Source organism: Janthinobacterium sp. SUN211, from assembly GCF_030587315.1.
In the GTDB taxonomy this organism is placed as follows: Bacteria; Pseudomonadota; Gammaproteobacteria; order Burkholderiales; family Burkholderiaceae_D; genus Janthinobacterium; species Janthinobacterium kumbetense.
Window position 1 is genome coordinate 206,571 of sequence record NZ_JAPWIC010000007.1, and the last position, 15,343, is coordinate 221,913.

Annotated in this window: 17 protein-coding genes; 6 read left to right on the forward strand and 11 right to left on the reverse strand. The window is 63.0% G+C overall.

What is annotated here, in order from left to right:
- Positions 1 to 11 precede the first annotated feature (11 nt).
- Complete coding sequence (locus O3301_RS22795; RefSeq protein WP_099667339.1) at positions 12 to 1,301, reverse strand: D-amino acid dehydrogenase; 1,290 nt, start codon at positions 1,299 to 1,301, stop codon at positions 12 to 14.
- Positions 1,302 to 1,407: 106 nt separating this feature from the next.
- On the opposite strand from O3301_RS22795, the gene O3301_RS22800 reads away from it, so the two are divergent.
- From O3301_RS22800 to O3301_RS22810, 3 genes are all read left to right on the forward strand, one after another.
- A complete protein-coding gene (locus tag O3301_RS22800) occupies positions 1,408 to 1,908 on the forward strand; it encodes an Lrp/AsnC ligand binding domain-containing protein (RefSeq protein ID WP_070222192.1) in 501 nt (166 codons plus the stop codon).
- 147 nt (positions 1,909 to 2,055) lie between these two features.
- Positions 2,056 to 2,403 carry a hypothetical protein gene (locus O3301_RS22805; RefSeq protein WP_099667338.1) on the forward strand — a complete coding sequence of 116 codons (348 nt, stop codon included), beginning with the start codon at positions 2,056 to 2,058 and terminating at the stop codon, positions 2,401 to 2,403.
- 108 nt (positions 2,404 to 2,511) lie between these two features.
- Positions 2,512 to 3,078, forward strand: a complete 567-nt coding sequence (locus tag O3301_RS22810) for a carboxymuconolactone decarboxylase family protein (RefSeq protein ID WP_289897335.1) — start codon at positions 2,512 to 2,514, stop codon at positions 3,076 to 3,078.
- A gap of 22 nt (positions 3,079 to 3,100) precedes the next feature.
- Here the strand turns inward: O3301_RS22810 and O3301_RS22815 are convergent, their stop codons facing one another.
- Entirely contained in the window at positions 3,101 to 4,048 is a 948-nt protein-coding gene (locus O3301_RS22815; RefSeq protein ID WP_289914180.1) for a DMT family transporter, read from the reverse strand.
- Positions 4,049 to 4,106: 58 nt separating this feature from the next.
- Positions 4,107 to 4,871, reverse strand: a complete 765-nt coding sequence (locus tag O3301_RS22820) for an AraC family transcriptional regulator (protein ID WP_305057573.1) — start codon at positions 4,869 to 4,871, stop codon at positions 4,107 to 4,109.
- A 139-nt stretch (positions 4,872 to 5,010) separates the two neighbouring features.
- On the opposite strand from O3301_RS22820, the gene O3301_RS22825 reads away from it, so the two are divergent.
- A complete protein-coding gene (locus O3301_RS22825) occupies positions 5,011 to 5,892 on the forward strand; it encodes a tetratricopeptide repeat protein (protein ID WP_305057574.1) in 882 nt (293 codons plus the stop codon).
- Here the strand turns inward: O3301_RS22825 and O3301_RS22830 are convergent.
- On the reverse strand, positions 5,875 to 6,867 hold the full coding sequence (locus tag O3301_RS22830; RefSeq protein WP_305057575.1) for a GlxA family transcriptional regulator: 993 nt from the start codon (positions 6,865 to 6,867) through the stop codon (positions 5,875 to 5,877). The two genes, O3301_RS22825 and O3301_RS22830, sit on opposite strands and share 18 nt — an antisense overlap.
- A gap of 112 nt (positions 6,868 to 6,979) precedes the next feature.
- Here O3301_RS22830 and O3301_RS22835 point away from each other — a divergent pair, with 112 nt between their 5' ends.
- Complete coding sequence (locus O3301_RS22835) at positions 6,980 to 7,627, forward strand: cysteine hydrolase family protein (RefSeq protein ID WP_305057576.1); 648 nt, start codon at positions 6,980 to 6,982, stop codon at positions 7,625 to 7,627.
- A gap of 9 nt (positions 7,628 to 7,636) precedes the next feature.
- On the opposite strand, the gene O3301_RS22840 is transcribed toward O3301_RS22835, so the two are convergent.
- Positions 7,637 to 8,146 (reverse strand): hypothetical protein, encoded by a 510-nt coding sequence (locus O3301_RS22840; protein ID WP_289914175.1) that lies wholly within the window; start codon positions 8,144 to 8,146, stop codon positions 7,637 to 7,639.
- A gap of 151 nt (positions 8,147 to 8,297) precedes the next feature.
- Here O3301_RS22840 and O3301_RS22845 point away from each other — a divergent pair, with 151 nt between their 5' ends.
- Positions 8,298 to 8,858 carry a YdcF family protein gene (locus O3301_RS22845; protein WP_305057577.1) on the forward strand — a complete coding sequence of 187 codons (561 nt, stop codon included), beginning with the start codon at positions 8,298 to 8,300 and terminating at the stop codon, positions 8,856 to 8,858.
- A 19-nt stretch (positions 8,859 to 8,877) separates the two neighbouring features.
- Here O3301_RS22845 and glpK read toward each other — a convergent pair whose 3' ends face one another.
- From glpK to O3301_RS22875, 6 genes are all read right to left on the reverse strand, one after another.
- Entirely contained in the window at positions 8,878 to 10,371 is a 1,494-nt protein-coding gene (gene glpK / locus O3301_RS22850; RefSeq protein ID WP_305057578.1) for a glycerol kinase GlpK, read from the reverse strand.
- An 88-nt stretch (positions 10,372 to 10,459) separates the two neighbouring features.
- Complete coding sequence (locus tag O3301_RS22855; RefSeq protein WP_034779106.1) at positions 10,460 to 12,187, reverse strand: ABC transporter substrate-binding protein; 1,728 nt, start codon at positions 12,185 to 12,187, stop codon at positions 10,460 to 10,462.
- Positions 12,188 to 12,250: 63 nt separating this feature from the next.
- Positions 12,251 to 12,553 carry a DUF2160 domain-containing protein gene (locus tag O3301_RS22860; RefSeq protein ID WP_369811512.1) on the reverse strand — a complete coding sequence of 101 codons (303 nt, stop codon included), beginning with the start codon at positions 12,551 to 12,553 and terminating at the stop codon, positions 12,251 to 12,253.
- Between the two features lies 1 nt (position 12,554).
- Positions 12,555 to 13,361: a carbohydrate ABC transporter permease gene (locus O3301_RS22865; RefSeq protein ID WP_369811511.1), complete on the reverse strand. Its 807-nt coding sequence runs from the start codon at positions 13,359 to 13,361 to the stop codon at positions 12,555 to 12,557.
- A complete protein-coding gene (locus tag O3301_RS22870) occupies positions 13,358 to 14,242 on the reverse strand; it encodes a carbohydrate ABC transporter permease (RefSeq protein WP_034754965.1) in 885 nt (294 codons plus the stop codon). The genes O3301_RS22865 and O3301_RS22870 overlap by 4 nt, the downstream gene beginning before the upstream one ends.
- Positions 14,242 to 15,342 carry an ABC transporter ATP-binding protein gene (locus O3301_RS22875; RefSeq protein ID WP_305057579.1) on the reverse strand — a complete coding sequence of 367 codons (1,101 nt, stop codon included), beginning with the start codon at positions 15,340 to 15,342 and terminating at the stop codon, positions 14,242 to 14,244. Before O3301_RS22875 ends, O3301_RS22870 begins: the two co-directional genes overlap by 1 nt.
- Position 15,343 lies beyond the last annotated feature (1 nt).

Sequence of the window (15,343 nt, forward strand, 5' to 3'; positions counted from 1 at the left end):
TGGCCCCCATCTCAGGCCACCGCGTGCTGCAGTTTGCCATTGCCCTGCGCGCCGCTGTAGCGGCTGACGGACAGGTCGTCGGCCAGGATGGCCGGCTTTTTCGACGACATCAGGTCGGCCAGCAATTGCGCGGAACCGCAGGACATGGTCCAGCCCAGGGTGCCGTGGCCCGTGTTCAGGAACAGATTGCGCAACGGCGTGCGGCCGACGATCGGCGTGCCGTCCGGAGTCATCGGGCGCAAGCCCGTCCAGAAGGTAGCCTCGGCCGTGTTGCCGCCGCCGGGGAACAGGTCGTTGACGACCATTTCCAGGGTTTCGCGGCGGCGCGGGTTCAGGTTCAGGTTATAGCCGGCGATTTCCGCCATGCCGCCCACGCGGATGCGGTCGTCGAAACGCGTGACAGCGATCTTGTAGGTTTCATCGAGGATGGTTGACACGGGCGCCTTGGCCGCGTTAACGATAGGCACGGTGATCGAATAGCCCTTCAATGGATACACGGGAATGTCCAGCAGCGGCTTCATGAAGCCCGTCGAGTAGGAGCCGAGCGCCACGACATAGGAATCGGCCTTGACGATTTCCGCGCCGCATTGCACGCCAGCAATTTCGTCGCCCTGTGTCAGCAATGCATCGATGGACACGCCATAACGGAACTTCACGCCCAGCGCCTCGGCCATCTCGGACAGGCGCGTGGTAAACAGCTGGCAATCGCCCGTTTCATCGTTGGGCAGGCGCAAGCCGCCGAACAGTTTATCCTTGACCGCTTCCAGGGCCGGCTCGGCGCGCGACAGTTCGTTGCGCTGCAGCACTTCGTACGGCACGCCCGCGTCTTTCAATACTTCGATATCCTTGGCGGCGTCGTTGTATTGTTTTTCGGTGCGGAACAATTGCATCGTGCCTTGCTGGCGGCCTTCATACGTGATGCCGGCCTCGGCGCGCAGCACCTTGAAGCAGTCGCGGCTGTATTCAGCCAGGCGCACCATGCGTTCCTTGTTCACGGCATACGCTTCCGGTGTGCAATTACGCAACATCTGCCACATCCATTTCAGCTGGGCGGCGCTGCCGTCGAGCGAGATGGCCAGGGGCGCGTGGCGCTGCATCATCCACTTCACGGCCTTCAGGGGAATGCCGGGCGCAGCCCATGGCGAAGCGTAGCCGGGCGAGATTTGCCCCGCATTCGCGAAGCTGGTTTCCAGTGCCGGGCCCGGCTGGCGGTCGATGACGGTCACCTCATGTCCTGCCTTGGCCAGATAGTAAGCACTGGTGACGCCGATGACGCCGCTACCCAGAATCACAATACGCATAGTTTCCTCATTATATTTTTTTAGGCTGACGCCAGATTAACCGCTATCATATTGGGAAAGAGCCAGTATTTGTTCACGTATAAATCGAGATATTCAGCAATAAATCATGAGAATCCTTAAAGAATCGGCACGTGGCCTCGACAAGCTGGATCGCCACATCCTGCGCATCCTGCAACAGGATGGCCGCATCTCGATGAAAGACCTGGGCGAACAGGTGGGATTGTCCATCACGCCCTGCATCGAGCGGGTCAAGCGCATGGAACGCGACGGCGTCATCACGGGCTACCACGCCAAGGTGAACCCGGCCGCGCTGGGCGCCAAGCTGCTCGTCTTTGTAGAGATTACGCTGAATCAAAAATCCGCGTCCGCCTTCGAGCAATTCCGTCGCGAAGTGCTGCAGATTCCCGAAGTGCAGGAATGCCACCTGGTGTCGGGCGACTTCGATTACCTGATCAAGGCGCGCATCCATGAAATGGCCGAGTACCGCAAGTTGCTGGGCGACATGCTGCTGCAGTTGCCGGGCGCCGCGCAATCGAAGAGCTATGTGGTGATGGAAGAAATCAAGGAAACCCTGGCGCTGTCGACCGACGTACTGCAAAATCGCTGAAGGTACCGCCTGCCGGCACCGACAGCATCAAATTTTGCACCTTTGTATAATCTTGTAGCACATTCGCGGCGACACAAGCACACTCCCTCCTGACATCACGCCCGTCCCCTCTGAGATTGGAAGCAGTGATGCACACTGGGAGTCCATATGAACACATTGATAAAACTGGCAGCTTCCTGCCTCGCGGGCCTGGCCGTGGCCATGTGCACCGCCAGTGAATACAAGGTCAACCGTGCGCCGGACAATGGCGCCATCTATCAAAACATCAAGGTCGGCAAGACCACCCGCCTCGACCTCGACGCGGCCCTGGGCAACGCCACCGTCGTCAGCTTCGATCCCGGCTATGAAGTCTGGGTCTACAAGAACCAGCTGAAGACGCCCAGCGTGACGCGGCTGATCCCCCTGCTGGGCGAAAAAGGCACGCGCGAAGTGGCCGTCATGTTCGACCAGGCCGGCATCGTGAAGAAATTCCGCATCCACGAGCCGCGCAGGTAGGCGCAGGCCGCGCACGTGTGCGACAGCGTAAGGCAGCCGCCAGCCAGATGGCTATACTGGCTGCTGGCTCCCGCCGCCCACCGCCCACCTACCCTGCAAGGAGTTTCCATGCGCCTGCCCCTGATCGCTCCGAAAGACCTGACACAAGAACAACAGCCGCTGTACGACGATATGCGCAAAGGCATCACCAGCAATTTCAACGATTTCATCGCCGTGCGCGAAGATGGCGCCTTGATGGGGCCGTGGAATCCGTGGCTGCACGAACCGGCCATCGGCAAGGCGATCTGGAACCTGACCCTGGCCATGACGGCCAACGCCACGCTGCCCGACAAGGTGCGCCAGATTGCCATCCTGGTGGTGGGCGCGCGCTACAATGCCGCCTATGAAATCTACGCCCACATCGCCGTCGCGGAGCGCGAAGGCATGCCTGCCGAGCGCCTCGCCACGCTGGTAGCGGACGTCAAGCCGCTCGACCTGGACAAGCAGGAAAGCGTGGCCTACGACCTGGCCTACGCGCTCAGCCGTGGCGGCACGCTGCCGGAGCCGCTGTACCGCCTGGCGCTGGCCACCTTCGGCCAGCACGGCATCAACGAGCTGATCTACCTCGTGGGCCTGTACGCACTGGTATCGACCACCTTGAACGGCTTCAACGTGCCGGTGCCGGAACGCGACTGAAGGGCCTGGCCCGCGCCGCGCCTTATGCCGCCCGGGCCGTCGCCGCGCTGGCCGCCCGCTGCGGCCGATGCGCCACCGCGCAAGCCAGCACGCCCGCCAGCAGCAGCGCCGTCGCCGCAGATTCCGCCGCGGTGGGCCAGCGCCGCTCCCACGCATAGCCGTACAACAGGGCAAACAGGAATTCAAAGACGATCATCTGCCCCATCAAGGTCAGCGGCAGCACGCGGCTGGCGTAATTCCACAAGCCGTTGCCGACGACTGAACACAGCAGCGCCACACCCGTGACGAGGCCGGCGAACTGCAGCCATGCCGTGCCGCCATGCGCGGCCGGTGCCGCAAGCGCGACGGGAATCGCCAGCAGCAATGCGGCGGCGCCCGTCACCACGCCCGTCAACAGATTCCACTCCTGCGCCGACACCGCGCGCAAGCGCCCCAGCCAGCGGCTGTTGCCGACGGCATACACCGTCCACGACAGCAGCGCCGCCAGCGCGCACAACAGTCCCAGCAGCGATGCATGGCCGGGATGCGCGAGCGACTGCCAGCTGATGCACAACAAGCCGGCACCGCTGAGCAGCAACGAAGGGAGCAGCTTGCGCAGCGGCACGGCATCGTGGTCGCGGCTGCCGACCACGGTGACGACCAGCGGCAGCAGGCCGATCACCATCGACGTCATGGCCACCCCGCCCGTCTGCACGGCGCTGGCCAGCAGCACGTAATAGATGATGTTGCCGGTCAGGCTGAGCCAGATCAAGCCCCGCCATTCGCGCCAGCCCAGGCTGCGCAGCAGGCGCCGCCACGACGGCGCGACCAGCACGGCCGCGATCAGGCCGTAGGCCAGGTAGCGGCCCACCGACAATTCCAGCGGCTGGAACGCGGGCAGCAGCGCCGGCGCCAGGAACACCAGGCCCCACAGTGCGCCCGCAGCGATACCGGCCAGCATGCCCAGGCGGGTCTTATTCTTTTGCAACATATTCAATCTCCCGAAAAGGAGATTGTGGCCGCTGCGGCGCGCCCGTTCTTGGCGTAATCTACTGCGTTTTTGACCGGTTCTCGCGACGTTGGCGCCGGTAAGCGGCTGGCGTGGCGTCGATGCTGTCGCGCATGGCCCGCGTCAGCGCGCTCTGCTCGGAAAAGCCGGCCGCCAGCGCGATCTCGGCAATGCCGGCGTCGCTGGCGGTGAGCAAGTCGCAGGCCCGCCCTATCCGCTGCTGCAGTAGCCAGGCATGCGGACTGGTATCCATTTCTTCGCGGAACAGTGCATGCAGGCGGCTGACGCTGAGGTTGGCAAAGCGCGCCATCGATGCCGTCGACCAGGGCAAGCCAGGCTCGGCCTGCACGCGCGCCAGCAGCGCGGCCAGCCGCGAGCGGGCCTGCGGCGCGGTCTGCAGCAAGGTGTCCAGCAGCAGCGGTGTCCAGCCCTGGATGACGGCCGGCGTCAGCGCCTGCTGCCCCGCCATGATGCCCAGGTATTCGATCAGCTTGCGGGCACCCGGCCCCAGCGCCGCATACGGCCGCTCCAGCAGGCGGCCCCAGCTGCCCTGCTCCACGGCCGCCGCATCCACGTCGAGAATGATCGAGTGGTTGGCAACCCGGCTATGCTGTGCGTGCCAGGTATTGGCCGGGATCACCACGCCCTGCTGCGCATCCACCTTGCCCTGCTTGCCGTCGATATCCAGCAGCAACTGGCCGTGCAGGGGCAGCACCAGCTGCACGAAGTCATGCCGGTTCGGCGCGCCGATTTCCGCGTAGCTACGAAAGCTGAGGTCGATGGCAGGATGGGGGGTGCTGGACATGGGGGCCGGCCTGGGCGAAGAAGCAATTATTTTATCAGCACGGCGATGCCCCAGGCCTGGCGTACCGCCACACGCTCCGACGGTGCGTGCCAGTGGCGCCCGCTTGCTCTACACTGGCGTTTTTTCCTCTGCCACTTCCATGCTACTACCTGCACAACTCGCCCACATCTCGGTGGAACAAGACTGGCAACACAGCGCACCCTACCCGCCGCTCGGCTTCAATCCCTTCTTCGAAGGCGCGCTGGGCAATGGCGACACGTTCGGCCTGTACTGGCCCATCGGCCGCGAAGCATCCGAACCGATCGTCGTCGAAACGTGGCATGACGAATGGCGCTTGCAGCCGAATTTTTCCAGCCTGGCCGCTTTCCTGCGCGCCCATGCGGCAGCCGGCGACGCGGAAGACGAAGACGAAGACGGCTACGTGGCGCTGCCCACGCTGGACGACGACCCCGCTTCGCCACGCGCCGCCTTTCTGGCAGCCAAGGAATTGATTGCCCAGCGCAACCCGGACGCGGCCATCGCGCTGCTGGAAGCGGCGCTCGCCCTCCTGCCCGAATACACGGATGCGCTGGCGCTGCTGCACGGCCAGTATGTGCGCGCGGGAAGAATCGATGAGGCCGTCAAGGTGGCGATCCAGGCCATCATTTCGCCCCCCTCGTTCGGCGGCCCGCCCTTGAAATCCTTGCAATGGCTGCGCACGCAGCCGGTGCCGGAAGGGGAAATCGACCCCATCTGGCGTGCCTGCGGACAGCTGTCGTTCAACTTCGGCGGCAGCAAGGACAATGCGGATTACCCCATGCTGCTGGCCGCCATCGACACGTATCTTGAGCAAGGCAATTACCGCTGCGCCTCGACCTTGATGCAAACCTATTCGGAACTGATGAGCGCGGAAACCGTGTCCTTCCAGGAGCGCCATGCCTTCGAGCCGGCCGCCTTCATCGCGCGGCAAATCGCCGTCAGCGCAATGCTGCCGCAGGACAGCCGGGACCCGGCGCTGCTCTGGTCAAGCGAGCTGGCCTAGCTGCTGCCGGAACAGCTTGCGGTACGCCGAAGGCGACGTCTGCAGGTTCGCCCGAAAGTGCTGGCGCAAGGACAGGGCCGTGCCGAAGCCGGCCTCCTGCGCCACGACGTCGATCGAGGCCCCGCTCTTTTCCAGCAAGCCTTGCGCATGCGCAAGACGCTGGTTCAGCAGCCACTGCTTGAACGACGTGCCCGTCGCCTGGCGGAAATGGCGCGTGAAGTTGCGCCGGCTCATGGCGGCCCGTTCGGCCAGCGCGTCGATGCTGTGGGGTATGCCCAGATTGGCCGTCACGCAAGCCAGCACCTCGGCAAAGCGCCCTTCGCTGCCGGACACGGGCAGCGGGCGCTCGATGAATTGCGCCTGCCCGCCCTGGCGGTGCGGCGCCACCAGCAGCCGGCGCGCCACCCGGTTGGCCACCTCGGCGCCCGCCAGCTGGCGCAGCAGATACAGGCAGCAATCGAGGCCGGCCGCCACGCCGGCCGACGTCAGCACGCCGCCATCGTCCACGTACAGCACTTCCCGATCCACCCTGACCCTAGGATAGCGGGCTGCCAGCCGCTCCGCCATGCCCCAGTGCGTGGCTGCGCACTTGCCCTCCAACAAGCCCGCCTGCGCCAGGGGAAACGCACCCAGGCACAGCCCCACCATGCGCGCGCCGCGCCGGCTGGCAGCCTGCAGCGCCGCGACCAGGGGCGGCGGCGCATCGCGGCAATCGTCGTGCCAGGCCGGCATGATGACAATATCGGCCCCTTCCAGCCCTTCCAGACCGAACTCGGGCGTGATGCCGAAGCCGGCCGCCGTGCGCAAGGGCACGGGATCGGCGGCGCACACGCGCACGTGGAAAGGCGGCAGGTCGGCCTCGTCCGTCTGGGCGCCAAACACGAGGCAAGGCACGGACAAGTGGAATGGCGTCATGCCGTCGAAGGCGATCACGGCCACGCTCAAGGGGGAGGAAGGTGCAGGAACGGTAGGCATGGCCCGATTTTATCGTACATAGGCCTTCGGGCCACTTTTTATTTGCGGCGCGCGGCTTGAAAATGGCGCTATCGAGGAAGTCCATCCTCTTTCAACCGTTCCAGGAGAAACCATGTCCACCCACGCTTCCACCGCCCCGCGCCGCGCCCTGCTCGTCATCGACGTGCAAAATGAATACTTTACGGGCGACATGCCCATCGAATATCCATCCGTCGATATTTCCCTGCCCAACATCGTCACCGCCATGGCTGCTGCCCGCGCCGCCGGCGTGCCCGTGATCGTCGTCCAGCACGATGCGCCGGAAGCCTCTCCCATCTTTGCCAAGGGCAGCGACGGCTGGCAGCTGCATCCGCAAGTGGCCGCCTTTACCGCCGACCACCGCATCAACAAGGTCATGGGCAGCGCCTTCGCGGGCACGGACTTGCAGGCCTGGCTGGGCAGCCACGGCATCGACACCCTGACGGTGGTCGGCTACATGACGCACAATTGCGATGCCGCCACGATCTTCCACGCCGCGCACGACGGCCTGCAAGTCGAGTTCCTACAGGACGCCACCGGCACCCTGCCCTACAGCAACGCGGGCGGCACGGCCAGCGCCGAAGAAATCCACCGCGTGTTCAGCGCCGTGTTCCACTCGAATTTCGCCGCCGTCGTCAGCACGCAGGACTGGCTCGCTGCCGTGCGCGAAGGCAAGCCGCTGGAAAAGGACAATATTTATCTGTCGAACCAGCGCGCACGGAAAGCGGCCAGCGCCGCCTAAGTACGGAGATTAAAAACGCCGGTGCCCGTCATCGGCGTCGCAGCGGCCGCTGAACTTGATCAAGCCATCGACCGTGATCACGCCGCTGCGGCGGTTGATCACGAGGGTAGGACGATTCAAGGCGTTCAGCTGGAAACGACCGCGGATTTCATCGTGACCGACGACCAGATCCATCACGTCCCACCAGCCATCGTTGCTGTCGGCATGAATCGGTGGAATCAGTTGCTTCGGCAAGCGGATTTGCGCCGCGCTGCCGTGAATGGAAACATTCACGGCCGTATCGAAATTGCTCTTGCCCGTCTCCAGCGTGGATTTCTGCACATACTTGTGCCTGTCGTTGTCCCACTCCATGCCGGAACGGTTTTCCATGGTGATCTTTTCCGCCTCGCCATAGCAAACGAGCTGGATATCGTCGCCGCGCCCGGCGGACCCGGAGCGGTCATACTGGTTCGACGGGTCGGACTGGCCCGCCTGCGCGGCGAAGGCCATGGCGATCAGGATGCTGGATACGGCTGTCATGCGGTTCTCCAATGCAGAGGGGTGGCACACAGGGTTGCCATATAACCAAGCTTAGCATAGACGAATATCCCCCTGCGCCGGCTTGAGAACGCGCAAGTCATCCGCCATCTGCTACAGTCGCGCTCACGAAAAACCTGCTGGATGCATAGCGATGCGAACAATACGATGGACCGCCCTGCTGGCGCTGATCACTTTCCTGCTGGCCACCGCCGCCCTGGTGCTGGCCGGACTCAACGACAAGCTGGCGCCCGCCGACGTGATCGTCGTGCCCGGCAATACGATCCTGCCTGACGGCACGCCCAGCCCCCGCCTGCAGGCACGGCTCGACGTGGCGCTCCAGCAATTCCAGGCACACCGGGCGCCCCGCATCCTCGTCAGCGGGGCAACGGGCAAGGAAGGTTTTGACGAGGCCGCATCGATGGCCCGCTACCTGCAGTCGCGCGGCGTGCCAGCCAGCGCCATCATTGAGGATAATCAAGGCTGGACCACGGAGGCCACGGCACGCAATACGGCTACGCTAATGCGCGAGCACGGCTGGAGCACGGCCATGGTGGCCACGCAATACTTCCACGTGCCCCGCTTCCGGCTGGCTTTGGAGCGCAGCGGCATCGCCGTCAGCGGCCAGGTGCACGCCCCTTATTTCGAGCTGCGCGACCTGTATTCCGTGCCGCGCGAAACGGTGGGCTATGCCGTGTATTACGCGCGGCCCTGATCCCGGCTGATTCCCTGACTCACTCGCTCCAGTCGCGCGACCGTTCGACGGCACGCTGCCACTTGTGCAGCCGTGTCAGGCGTTCGTCGGCCGCCATGGCCGGTTCGAAGCGGCGCCCCACCTGCCACTGGGCGGCGATTTCTTCCTGCGAGTCCCAGAAACCCACGGCCAGGCCCGCCAGGTAGGCGGCGCCCAGGGCCGTCGTTTCCGTCACTACAGGACGCACCACGGGCACATTCAAGATGTCGGCCTGGAACTGCATCAGCATGTCGTTGCGGGCCGCGCCGCCGTCCACACGCAGCTCGGATAGCGCGATGCCCGCATCGTCCTGCATGGCGGACAGCACATCCACGTTCTGGTACGCCACGCCTTCGAGCGCCGCGCGCGCGATGTGCGCCTTGCCCGTGCCGCGCGTGATGCCGATCAGGGTGCCGCGCGCATACGGGTCCCAGTATGGCGCGCCCAGGCCCGCGAACGCGGGCACGAAGACGAGGCCGCCCGAATCGGGCACGCTGGTGGCCAAGGCTTCCACTTCGGACGAGTCGCGGATGATGCCGATGCCGTCGCGCATCCATTGCACGGCCGCGCCCGCGATAAAGGCGCTGCCTTCGAGCAAATAGTCAGTTCTATCCGATCCTGGGCCCAGGCTCCAGCCCACCGTCGTCAACAACCGATTTTTCGAAGGCAAGGGGCGCTTGCCCACGTTCATCAGCATGAAGCAACCCGTGCCGTAGGTATTCTTCGCCATGCCCGGTTTCAAACACGCCTGGCCGAACGTGGCGGCCTGCTGGTCGCCAGCGATGCCGGCGATAGGCACGGACACGCCCAGCAAGTTGGCATGCGTGTGCGCCGCCACGCCGCTCGATGGCACGACGTCGGGCAGCAGGGAGGCGGGAATGTCGAGCAGCGCCAGCAAGTCCGTATCCCACTGCAAGGTATGGATATTGAACAGCATGGTGCGCGCCGCGTTGCTCGTGTCCGTCAAGTGGGCGCCGCTCATCTTGTAGATCAGCCAGCTGTCGACGGTGCCGAAGGCCAGCTCTCCCCGTTCGGCGCGCGCGCGGGCGCCGGGAACGTTGTCGAGCAGCCATTTCAACTTGGTGGCGGAAAAATAGGCATCCAGCACGAGACCCGTCTTGCGCTGGATCACGTCCGCCTGGCCCTGCTCGACCAGTTGCTCGCAGTAAGCGGCGTTTCTGCGGTCTTGCCAGACGATGGCGTTGGCGACGGGCGCGCCCGTGGCGCGGTCCCACAGCACCGTCGTTTCGCGCTGGTTGGTCACGCCGATGGCGGCCACGTCGGATGCCGCCACGCCGCTGTCGCGCAACACCTGCTGCAGCACGGCCTCTTGCGAGGCCCAGATGTCGTTCGCGTCATGCTCGACCCAGCCCGGCTGGGGAAAAATCTGGCGAAACTCGCGCTGCGCGCTGGCGTGCGGCCGGCCCGCATGGTCGAACAGGATGGCGCGCGAACTGGTGGTGCCCTGATCTAAAGCAAGTATGTATTTGGTCATTGTCTGGTGGTGCGAAAATCGGGTAAAAACAGGCACGGAGCCGATTCGCTCCGTGCCCTCGGGACAGCCCCGGCAGAAGCTTACACGACTACCTTACCTTGCCTTCTTTCCAAGCCTGCAATAATTTATCGTAGGCAATCGTTTCACCCTTCGGCTTTTCATTCGCCAGCTTTTTCCATGGGGCATGCTGGTCCGACAGATACTGGTTCGGATCGACCTTCGGATTGAGCTTGGGCGCGCACGCCTTCATGCCGGCCCGCTGCAATCGCGCCATGACCTGGTCCATTTCCTCGGCCAGGTTATCCATGGCAGCCTGCGGCGTTTTTTCCGCCGTAATCGCCGTGGCCACGTTCTTCCACCACAGCTGCGCCAGCTTCGGATAGTCGGGCACGTTGTTGCCGGTCGGCGTCCACGCCACGCGGGCGGGGCTGCGGTAGAACTCGATCAAGCCGCCGTACTCGTTCGCGTGCTTCGTAAAATAATCGTGGCGGATGTCGGAATCACGAATAAAAGTCAGGCCGACGATGGATTTCTTCAGCGACACGGTTTTCGACGTGACGAATTGCGCGTACAGCCAGGCGGCGGCCTTGCGGTCGTCTGGCGTGGACTTGAACAGGAACCAGGAACCGACGTCCTGGTAACCGTTCTGCATGCCCTCTTTCCAGTACGGACCGTGCGGCGACGGTGCCATGCGCCATTTCGGCGTGCCGTCCTTGTTGACCACTGGCAAGCCCGGTTTCGTCATGCCTGCCGTAAATGCCGTGTACCAGAAGATTTGCTGGGCGATTTCACCCTGCGCCGGCACGGGGCCCGATTCCGAGAAATTCATGCCGTTCGCCTGCGGCGGCGCGTATTTCTTCATCCAATCGATGTATTTCGTCAGCGCAAACACGGCCGCCGGCGAATTGGTGGCGCCGCCGCGCGACATCGAGGCGCCCACGGGCGTGCACTTGTCGGCCGCTACCTTGATACCCCACTCGTCGACCGGCATGCCGTTCGGAATGCCCTTGTCGGCCGCGCCAGCCATCGACAGCCACGCATCGGTGAAGCGCCAGCCCAGCGAAGGGTCTTTCTTGCCGTAATCCATGTGGCCGTAGACTTTCTTGCCATCCAGTTCCTTCACGTCATTCGTGAAGAAATCGGCGATGTCTTCATACGCGGACCAGTTCTGCGGCACGCCCAGTTCGTAGCCGTACTTGGCCTTGAACTTGGCTTGCAAATCCTTGCGCGCGAACCAGTCGGCGCGGAACCAGTACAGGTTGGCGAATTGCTGGTCGGGCAACTGGTACACCTTGCCGTCGGGCGCCGTCGTAAAGCTGATGCCGATGAAATCTTTCAAGTCCAGGCCGGGATTCGTGAATTCCTTGCCCTTGGCGGCCATGTAGTCGGACAGGGGTTCCACGGCGCCATAGCGGTAGTGGGTGCCGATCAGGTCGGAATCGGAAATCCAGCCGTCATAGATGCTCTTGCCGGACTGCATGGACGTTTGCAGCTTTTCCACCACGTCGCCTTCCTGGATGATGTCGTGGCGCACCTTGATGCCCGTGATTTCCTCGAAAGCCTTGGCCAGGGTCTTCGATTCGTAGACGTGGGTGTCGATGGTTTCCGAGACCACGGAAATTTCCTTGATGCCCTTGGCTTTCAGCTTGGCCGCCGCATCGATGAACCATTTCATTTCAGCAAGCTGTTGCTGCTTGCTCAGGCTGGATGGCTGGAATTCCTTGTCGATCCAGGTTTGCGCCTGCTTGGCGTCCGCCAGGGCCGCATTCGACACGAGCATGGCCGCAGCCGCGAAGACCGTGAACTTCAATTTCATCGTGAATCTCCTTTTTAGTTGTCATCCGGCCTGCGGTGGCGGGCCGGTATTCTCATCTACGACTTATCCCCAACGCATTACCACCAACAACACTACAAAACTGATGCCGGCCCCGATGGCCTGCTGCATTTCCGTGAACCCCGCCCACGCCAGATTGACATACGCGGCCGTCAACAGCCCGATGAACAAACGGTCGCCGCGCGTCGTCGGCATCGGCAGGAAACCTTTTCGTTCGATGCTGGGCGAACGGATTTGCCACACCGTCATGCCGGCCAGCATCAAGCCGATGCAAATGAAGAAGATGGCCACTTCCGGCGTCCACGCCATCCAGCCGAACAGGCTGGCTGTGCTATCGGTATTTTCCATGTCACACCCTCCCCATCGCAAAACCCTTGGCTATGTAATGCCGCACGAACCAGATCACCAGCGCGCCGGGCACGATGGTCAGCACGCCCGCCGCCGCCAGCACGCCCCAGTCCATGCCGGCCGCCGACACGGTGCGCGTCATGGTGGCGGCGATGGGCTTGGCATTGACGGACGTCAAGGTGCGCGCCAATAACAGTTCCACCCAGCTGAACATAAAACAGAAGAACGCCGTCACGCCCACGCCAGACTTGATCATCGGCAAGAAGATGCGGATGAAGAAGCGGGGAAAGCTGTAGCCGTCGATATACGCCGTCTCGTCGATTTCCTTCGGCACGCCGGACATGAAGCCTTCCAGTATCCACACTGCCAGCGGCACGTTGAAGACCATGTGCGCCAGCGCCACGGCCAGATGCGTATCCATCAGGCCCACCGTCGAATACAGCTGGAAGAACGGCACGAGGAAGACGGCGGGCGGCGTCATGCGGTTGGTCAAGAGCCAGAAGAACAGATGCTTGTCGCCCACGAAGTTGTAGCGCGAGAACGCATACGCGGCCGGCAAGGCCACCGTGACGGACATCACCATGTTCAAGGCCACGTAGATCATGGAATTGATGTAGCCGCTGTACCAGGAACGGTCCGTAAAGATCGTGTGGTAGTTGGCAAACGTCAATTGCTGGGGCCACAGGCTCAGTACGCCGACGATTTCCTCGTTGGTCTTGAGCGACATATTGAGCATCCAGTAGATGGGCAGCAAGGAGCCCAGCAGGAAGACGGTCAGGATGGCGCTGCTCATTTTCTTGTGCATCATTTCTGGTCTCCCGTGCCGACTCTCTGCATCCACGTGTACAGCACAAAGCAGAACAGCAGGATGATGAGGAAATAGATCAGGGAAAACGCGGACGCCGGCCCCAGGTCGAACTGGCCCACGGCCTTCTGCGTCAGGTATTGCGACAAAAAGGTGGTGGCATTGCCGGGACCGCCCCCCGTCAGCACGAACGGTTCCGTGTAGATCATGAAACTGTCCATGAAGCGCAGCAAGACGGCGATCATCAGCACATTGCGCAGTTTCGGCAGCTGGATGTAGCGGAACACGGCCAGGCGCGAGGCGCCGTCGATGCGCGCCGCCTGGTAATACGCGTCTGGAATGGCGCGCAAGCCCGCATAGCACAGCAGCACGACCAGCGGCGTCCAGTGCCAGATATCCATCACCATCACCGTCAGCCACGCGTCGAGCGAGTTGCCGTTGTAATTGTAGTCAAAGCCCAATTGATTCAAGGTATAGCCCATCAGGCCGATGTCGCCGCGGCCAAAGATTTGCCAGATGGTGCCCACCACGTTCCAGGGGATCAGCAAGGGCAGCGCGATCAGCACCAGCGCCAGCGACGCCTTCCAGCCATCGGCCGGCATGCACAGGGCGATCAAAATGCCCAGCGGAATCTGGATCGCCAGCACGGAGCCGGAAAACAGCAGCTGGCGCAGCAAGGCGCTGTGCAAGTCGCCGTCCAGCATGACCATGCGGAACCACTCCGTGCCCACGAAAACCTTTTGCGTAGGGCTCAGAATATCCTGCACGGAATAGTTCACCACCGTCATCAGCGGCAGGATGGCGGAAAAGGCCACGCACAGCAGCACGGGCAAGATCAAAAGCCAGGCGCGGCGGTTGTTATCGGTTTTACCGTTATGTATCATCAGGCCACCCGCTTATCGTTGACATAGAACAAGGTACGTTGCGGCGGGAAGCGCAGCCGCACGGCATTCCCGGCCACCGCGTCGATGGTGCGCAGCTTGGCCGCCACCGTCGCTCCGCCCAGCTGGAATTCCGCCAGGTAATGCGTACCCATGTTGCGTACGGCCGTGACCGTGGCTTCCAGGCAATGGTCGCCCCCCTCTTCTCCCGGATACGCCTTGACGCACTCGACGAATTCGGGCCGCACGCCCACCGTGATTTTCCCTTGCGCACCCGACAGCGCCGCGCGCGCGGCGGCGGACACGGCCAGCGCCTGCCCCGCCACGCGCAGGCCGCCATCGTCCAGGGTACAATCGAGCAAGTTCATGCCCGGATTGCCAATGAAATAGCCGACAAACGTGTGCTCGGGTTCCTCGAACAGCGCTTGCGCGCTGCCCGTCTGCACCACTTCGCCCTGCGTCATGACCACCACCTGGTCGGCAAAGGTCAAGGCTTCCACCTGGTCGTGCGTGACGTAGATCAAGGACAATTTCAGCTCGTGGTGGATTTCCTTCAACTTTCTGCGCAGCAGCCATTTCAGGTGCGGGTCGATCACCGTCAGCGGTTCGTCGAACAGCACGGCCGCCACGTCCGGGCGCACGAGACCGCGCCCTAGCGAAATCTTTTGCTTGGCGTCCACGGACAAGCCGCTGGCGCGCAATTTCAAGTCGCCCGTCAATTCCAGCATCTGCGCCACTTGCTGCACGCGCTTTTTGACTTCCGTCTCTTTCCAGCCGCGATTGCGCAACGGAAAGGCCAGATTGTCGTGCACGGTCATGGTGTCGTAAATGACGGGAAACTGGAACACTTGCGCGATATTCCGCGCCTCGGTCGGCAGCTGCGTCACATCCTTGCCATCGAACAGCACCTTGCCGTGCGACGGTTTCACGAGGCCGGAAATGATATTGAGCAAGGTCGTCTTGCCGCAGCCGGACGGCCCCAACAAGGCATACGCGCCGCCGTCATGCCATTCCATGCTCATGGGCCGCAGCGCATAGTCGCTTGGCGCCGTCGGGTTCGGTTTATAGGCGTGCGCCAGGTCCACCAGTTCGATGCGCGCCATG

Bases quoted from the DNA above. Each gene is read 5' to 3' on its own strand.
- O3301_RS22795 (WP_099667339.1), bottom strand. From the start codon at position 1,301: ATGCGTATTGTGATTCTGGGTAGCGGCGTCATCGGCGTCACCAGTGCT.
- O3301_RS22800 (WP_070222192.1), top strand. From the start codon at position 1,408: ATGAGAATCCTTAAAGAATCGGCACGTGGCCTCGACAAGCTGGATCGC.
- O3301_RS22805 (WP_099667338.1), top strand. From the start codon at position 2,056: ATGAACACATTGATAAAACTGGCAGCTTCCTGCCTCGCGGGCCTGGCC.
- O3301_RS22810 (WP_289897335.1), top strand. From the start codon at position 2,512: ATGCGCCTGCCCCTGATCGCTCCGAAAGACCTGACACAAGAACAACAG.
- O3301_RS22815 (WP_289914180.1), bottom strand. From the start codon at position 4,048: ATGTTGCAAAAGAATAAGACCCGCCTGGGCATGCTGGCCGGTATCGCT.
- O3301_RS22820 (WP_305057573.1), bottom strand. From the start codon at position 4,871: ATGTCCAGCACCCCCCATCCTGCCATCGACCTCAGCTTTCGTAGCTAC.
- O3301_RS22825 (WP_305057574.1), top strand. From the start codon at position 5,011: ATGCTACTACCTGCACAACTCGCCCACATCTCGGTGGAACAAGACTGG.
- O3301_RS22830 (WP_305057575.1), bottom strand. From the start codon at position 6,867: ATGCCTACCGTTCCTGCACCTTCCTCCCCCTTGAGCGTGGCCGTGATC.
- O3301_RS22835 (WP_305057576.1), top strand. From the start codon at position 6,980: ATGTCCACCCACGCTTCCACCGCCCCGCGCCGCGCCCTGCTCGTCATC.
- O3301_RS22840 (WP_289914175.1), bottom strand. From the start codon at position 8,146: ATGACAGCCGTATCCAGCATCCTGATCGCCATGGCCTTCGCCGCGCAG.
- O3301_RS22845 (WP_305057577.1), top strand. From the start codon at position 8,298: ATGCGAACAATACGATGGACCGCCCTGCTGGCGCTGATCACTTTCCTG.
- glpK (WP_305057578.1), bottom strand. From the start codon at position 10,371: ATGACCAAATACATACTTGCTTTAGATCAGGGCACCACCAGTTCGCGC.
- O3301_RS22855 (WP_034779106.1), bottom strand. From the start codon at position 12,187: ATGAAATTGAAGTTCACGGTCTTCGCGGCTGCGGCCATGCTCGTGTCG.
- O3301_RS22860 (WP_369811512.1), bottom strand. From the start codon at position 12,553: ATGGAAAATACCGATAGCACAGCCAGCCTGTTCGGCTGGATGGCGTGG.
- O3301_RS22865 (WP_369811511.1), bottom strand. From the start codon at position 13,361: ATGATGCACAAGAAAATGAGCAGCGCCATCCTGACCGTCTTCCTGCTG.
- O3301_RS22870 (WP_034754965.1), bottom strand. From the start codon at position 14,242: ATGATACATAACGGTAAAACCGATAACAACCGCCGCGCCTGGCTTTTG.
- O3301_RS22875 (WP_305057579.1), bottom strand. From the start codon at position 15,342: ATGGCGCGCATCGAACTGGTGGACCTGGCGCACGCCTATAAACCGAAC.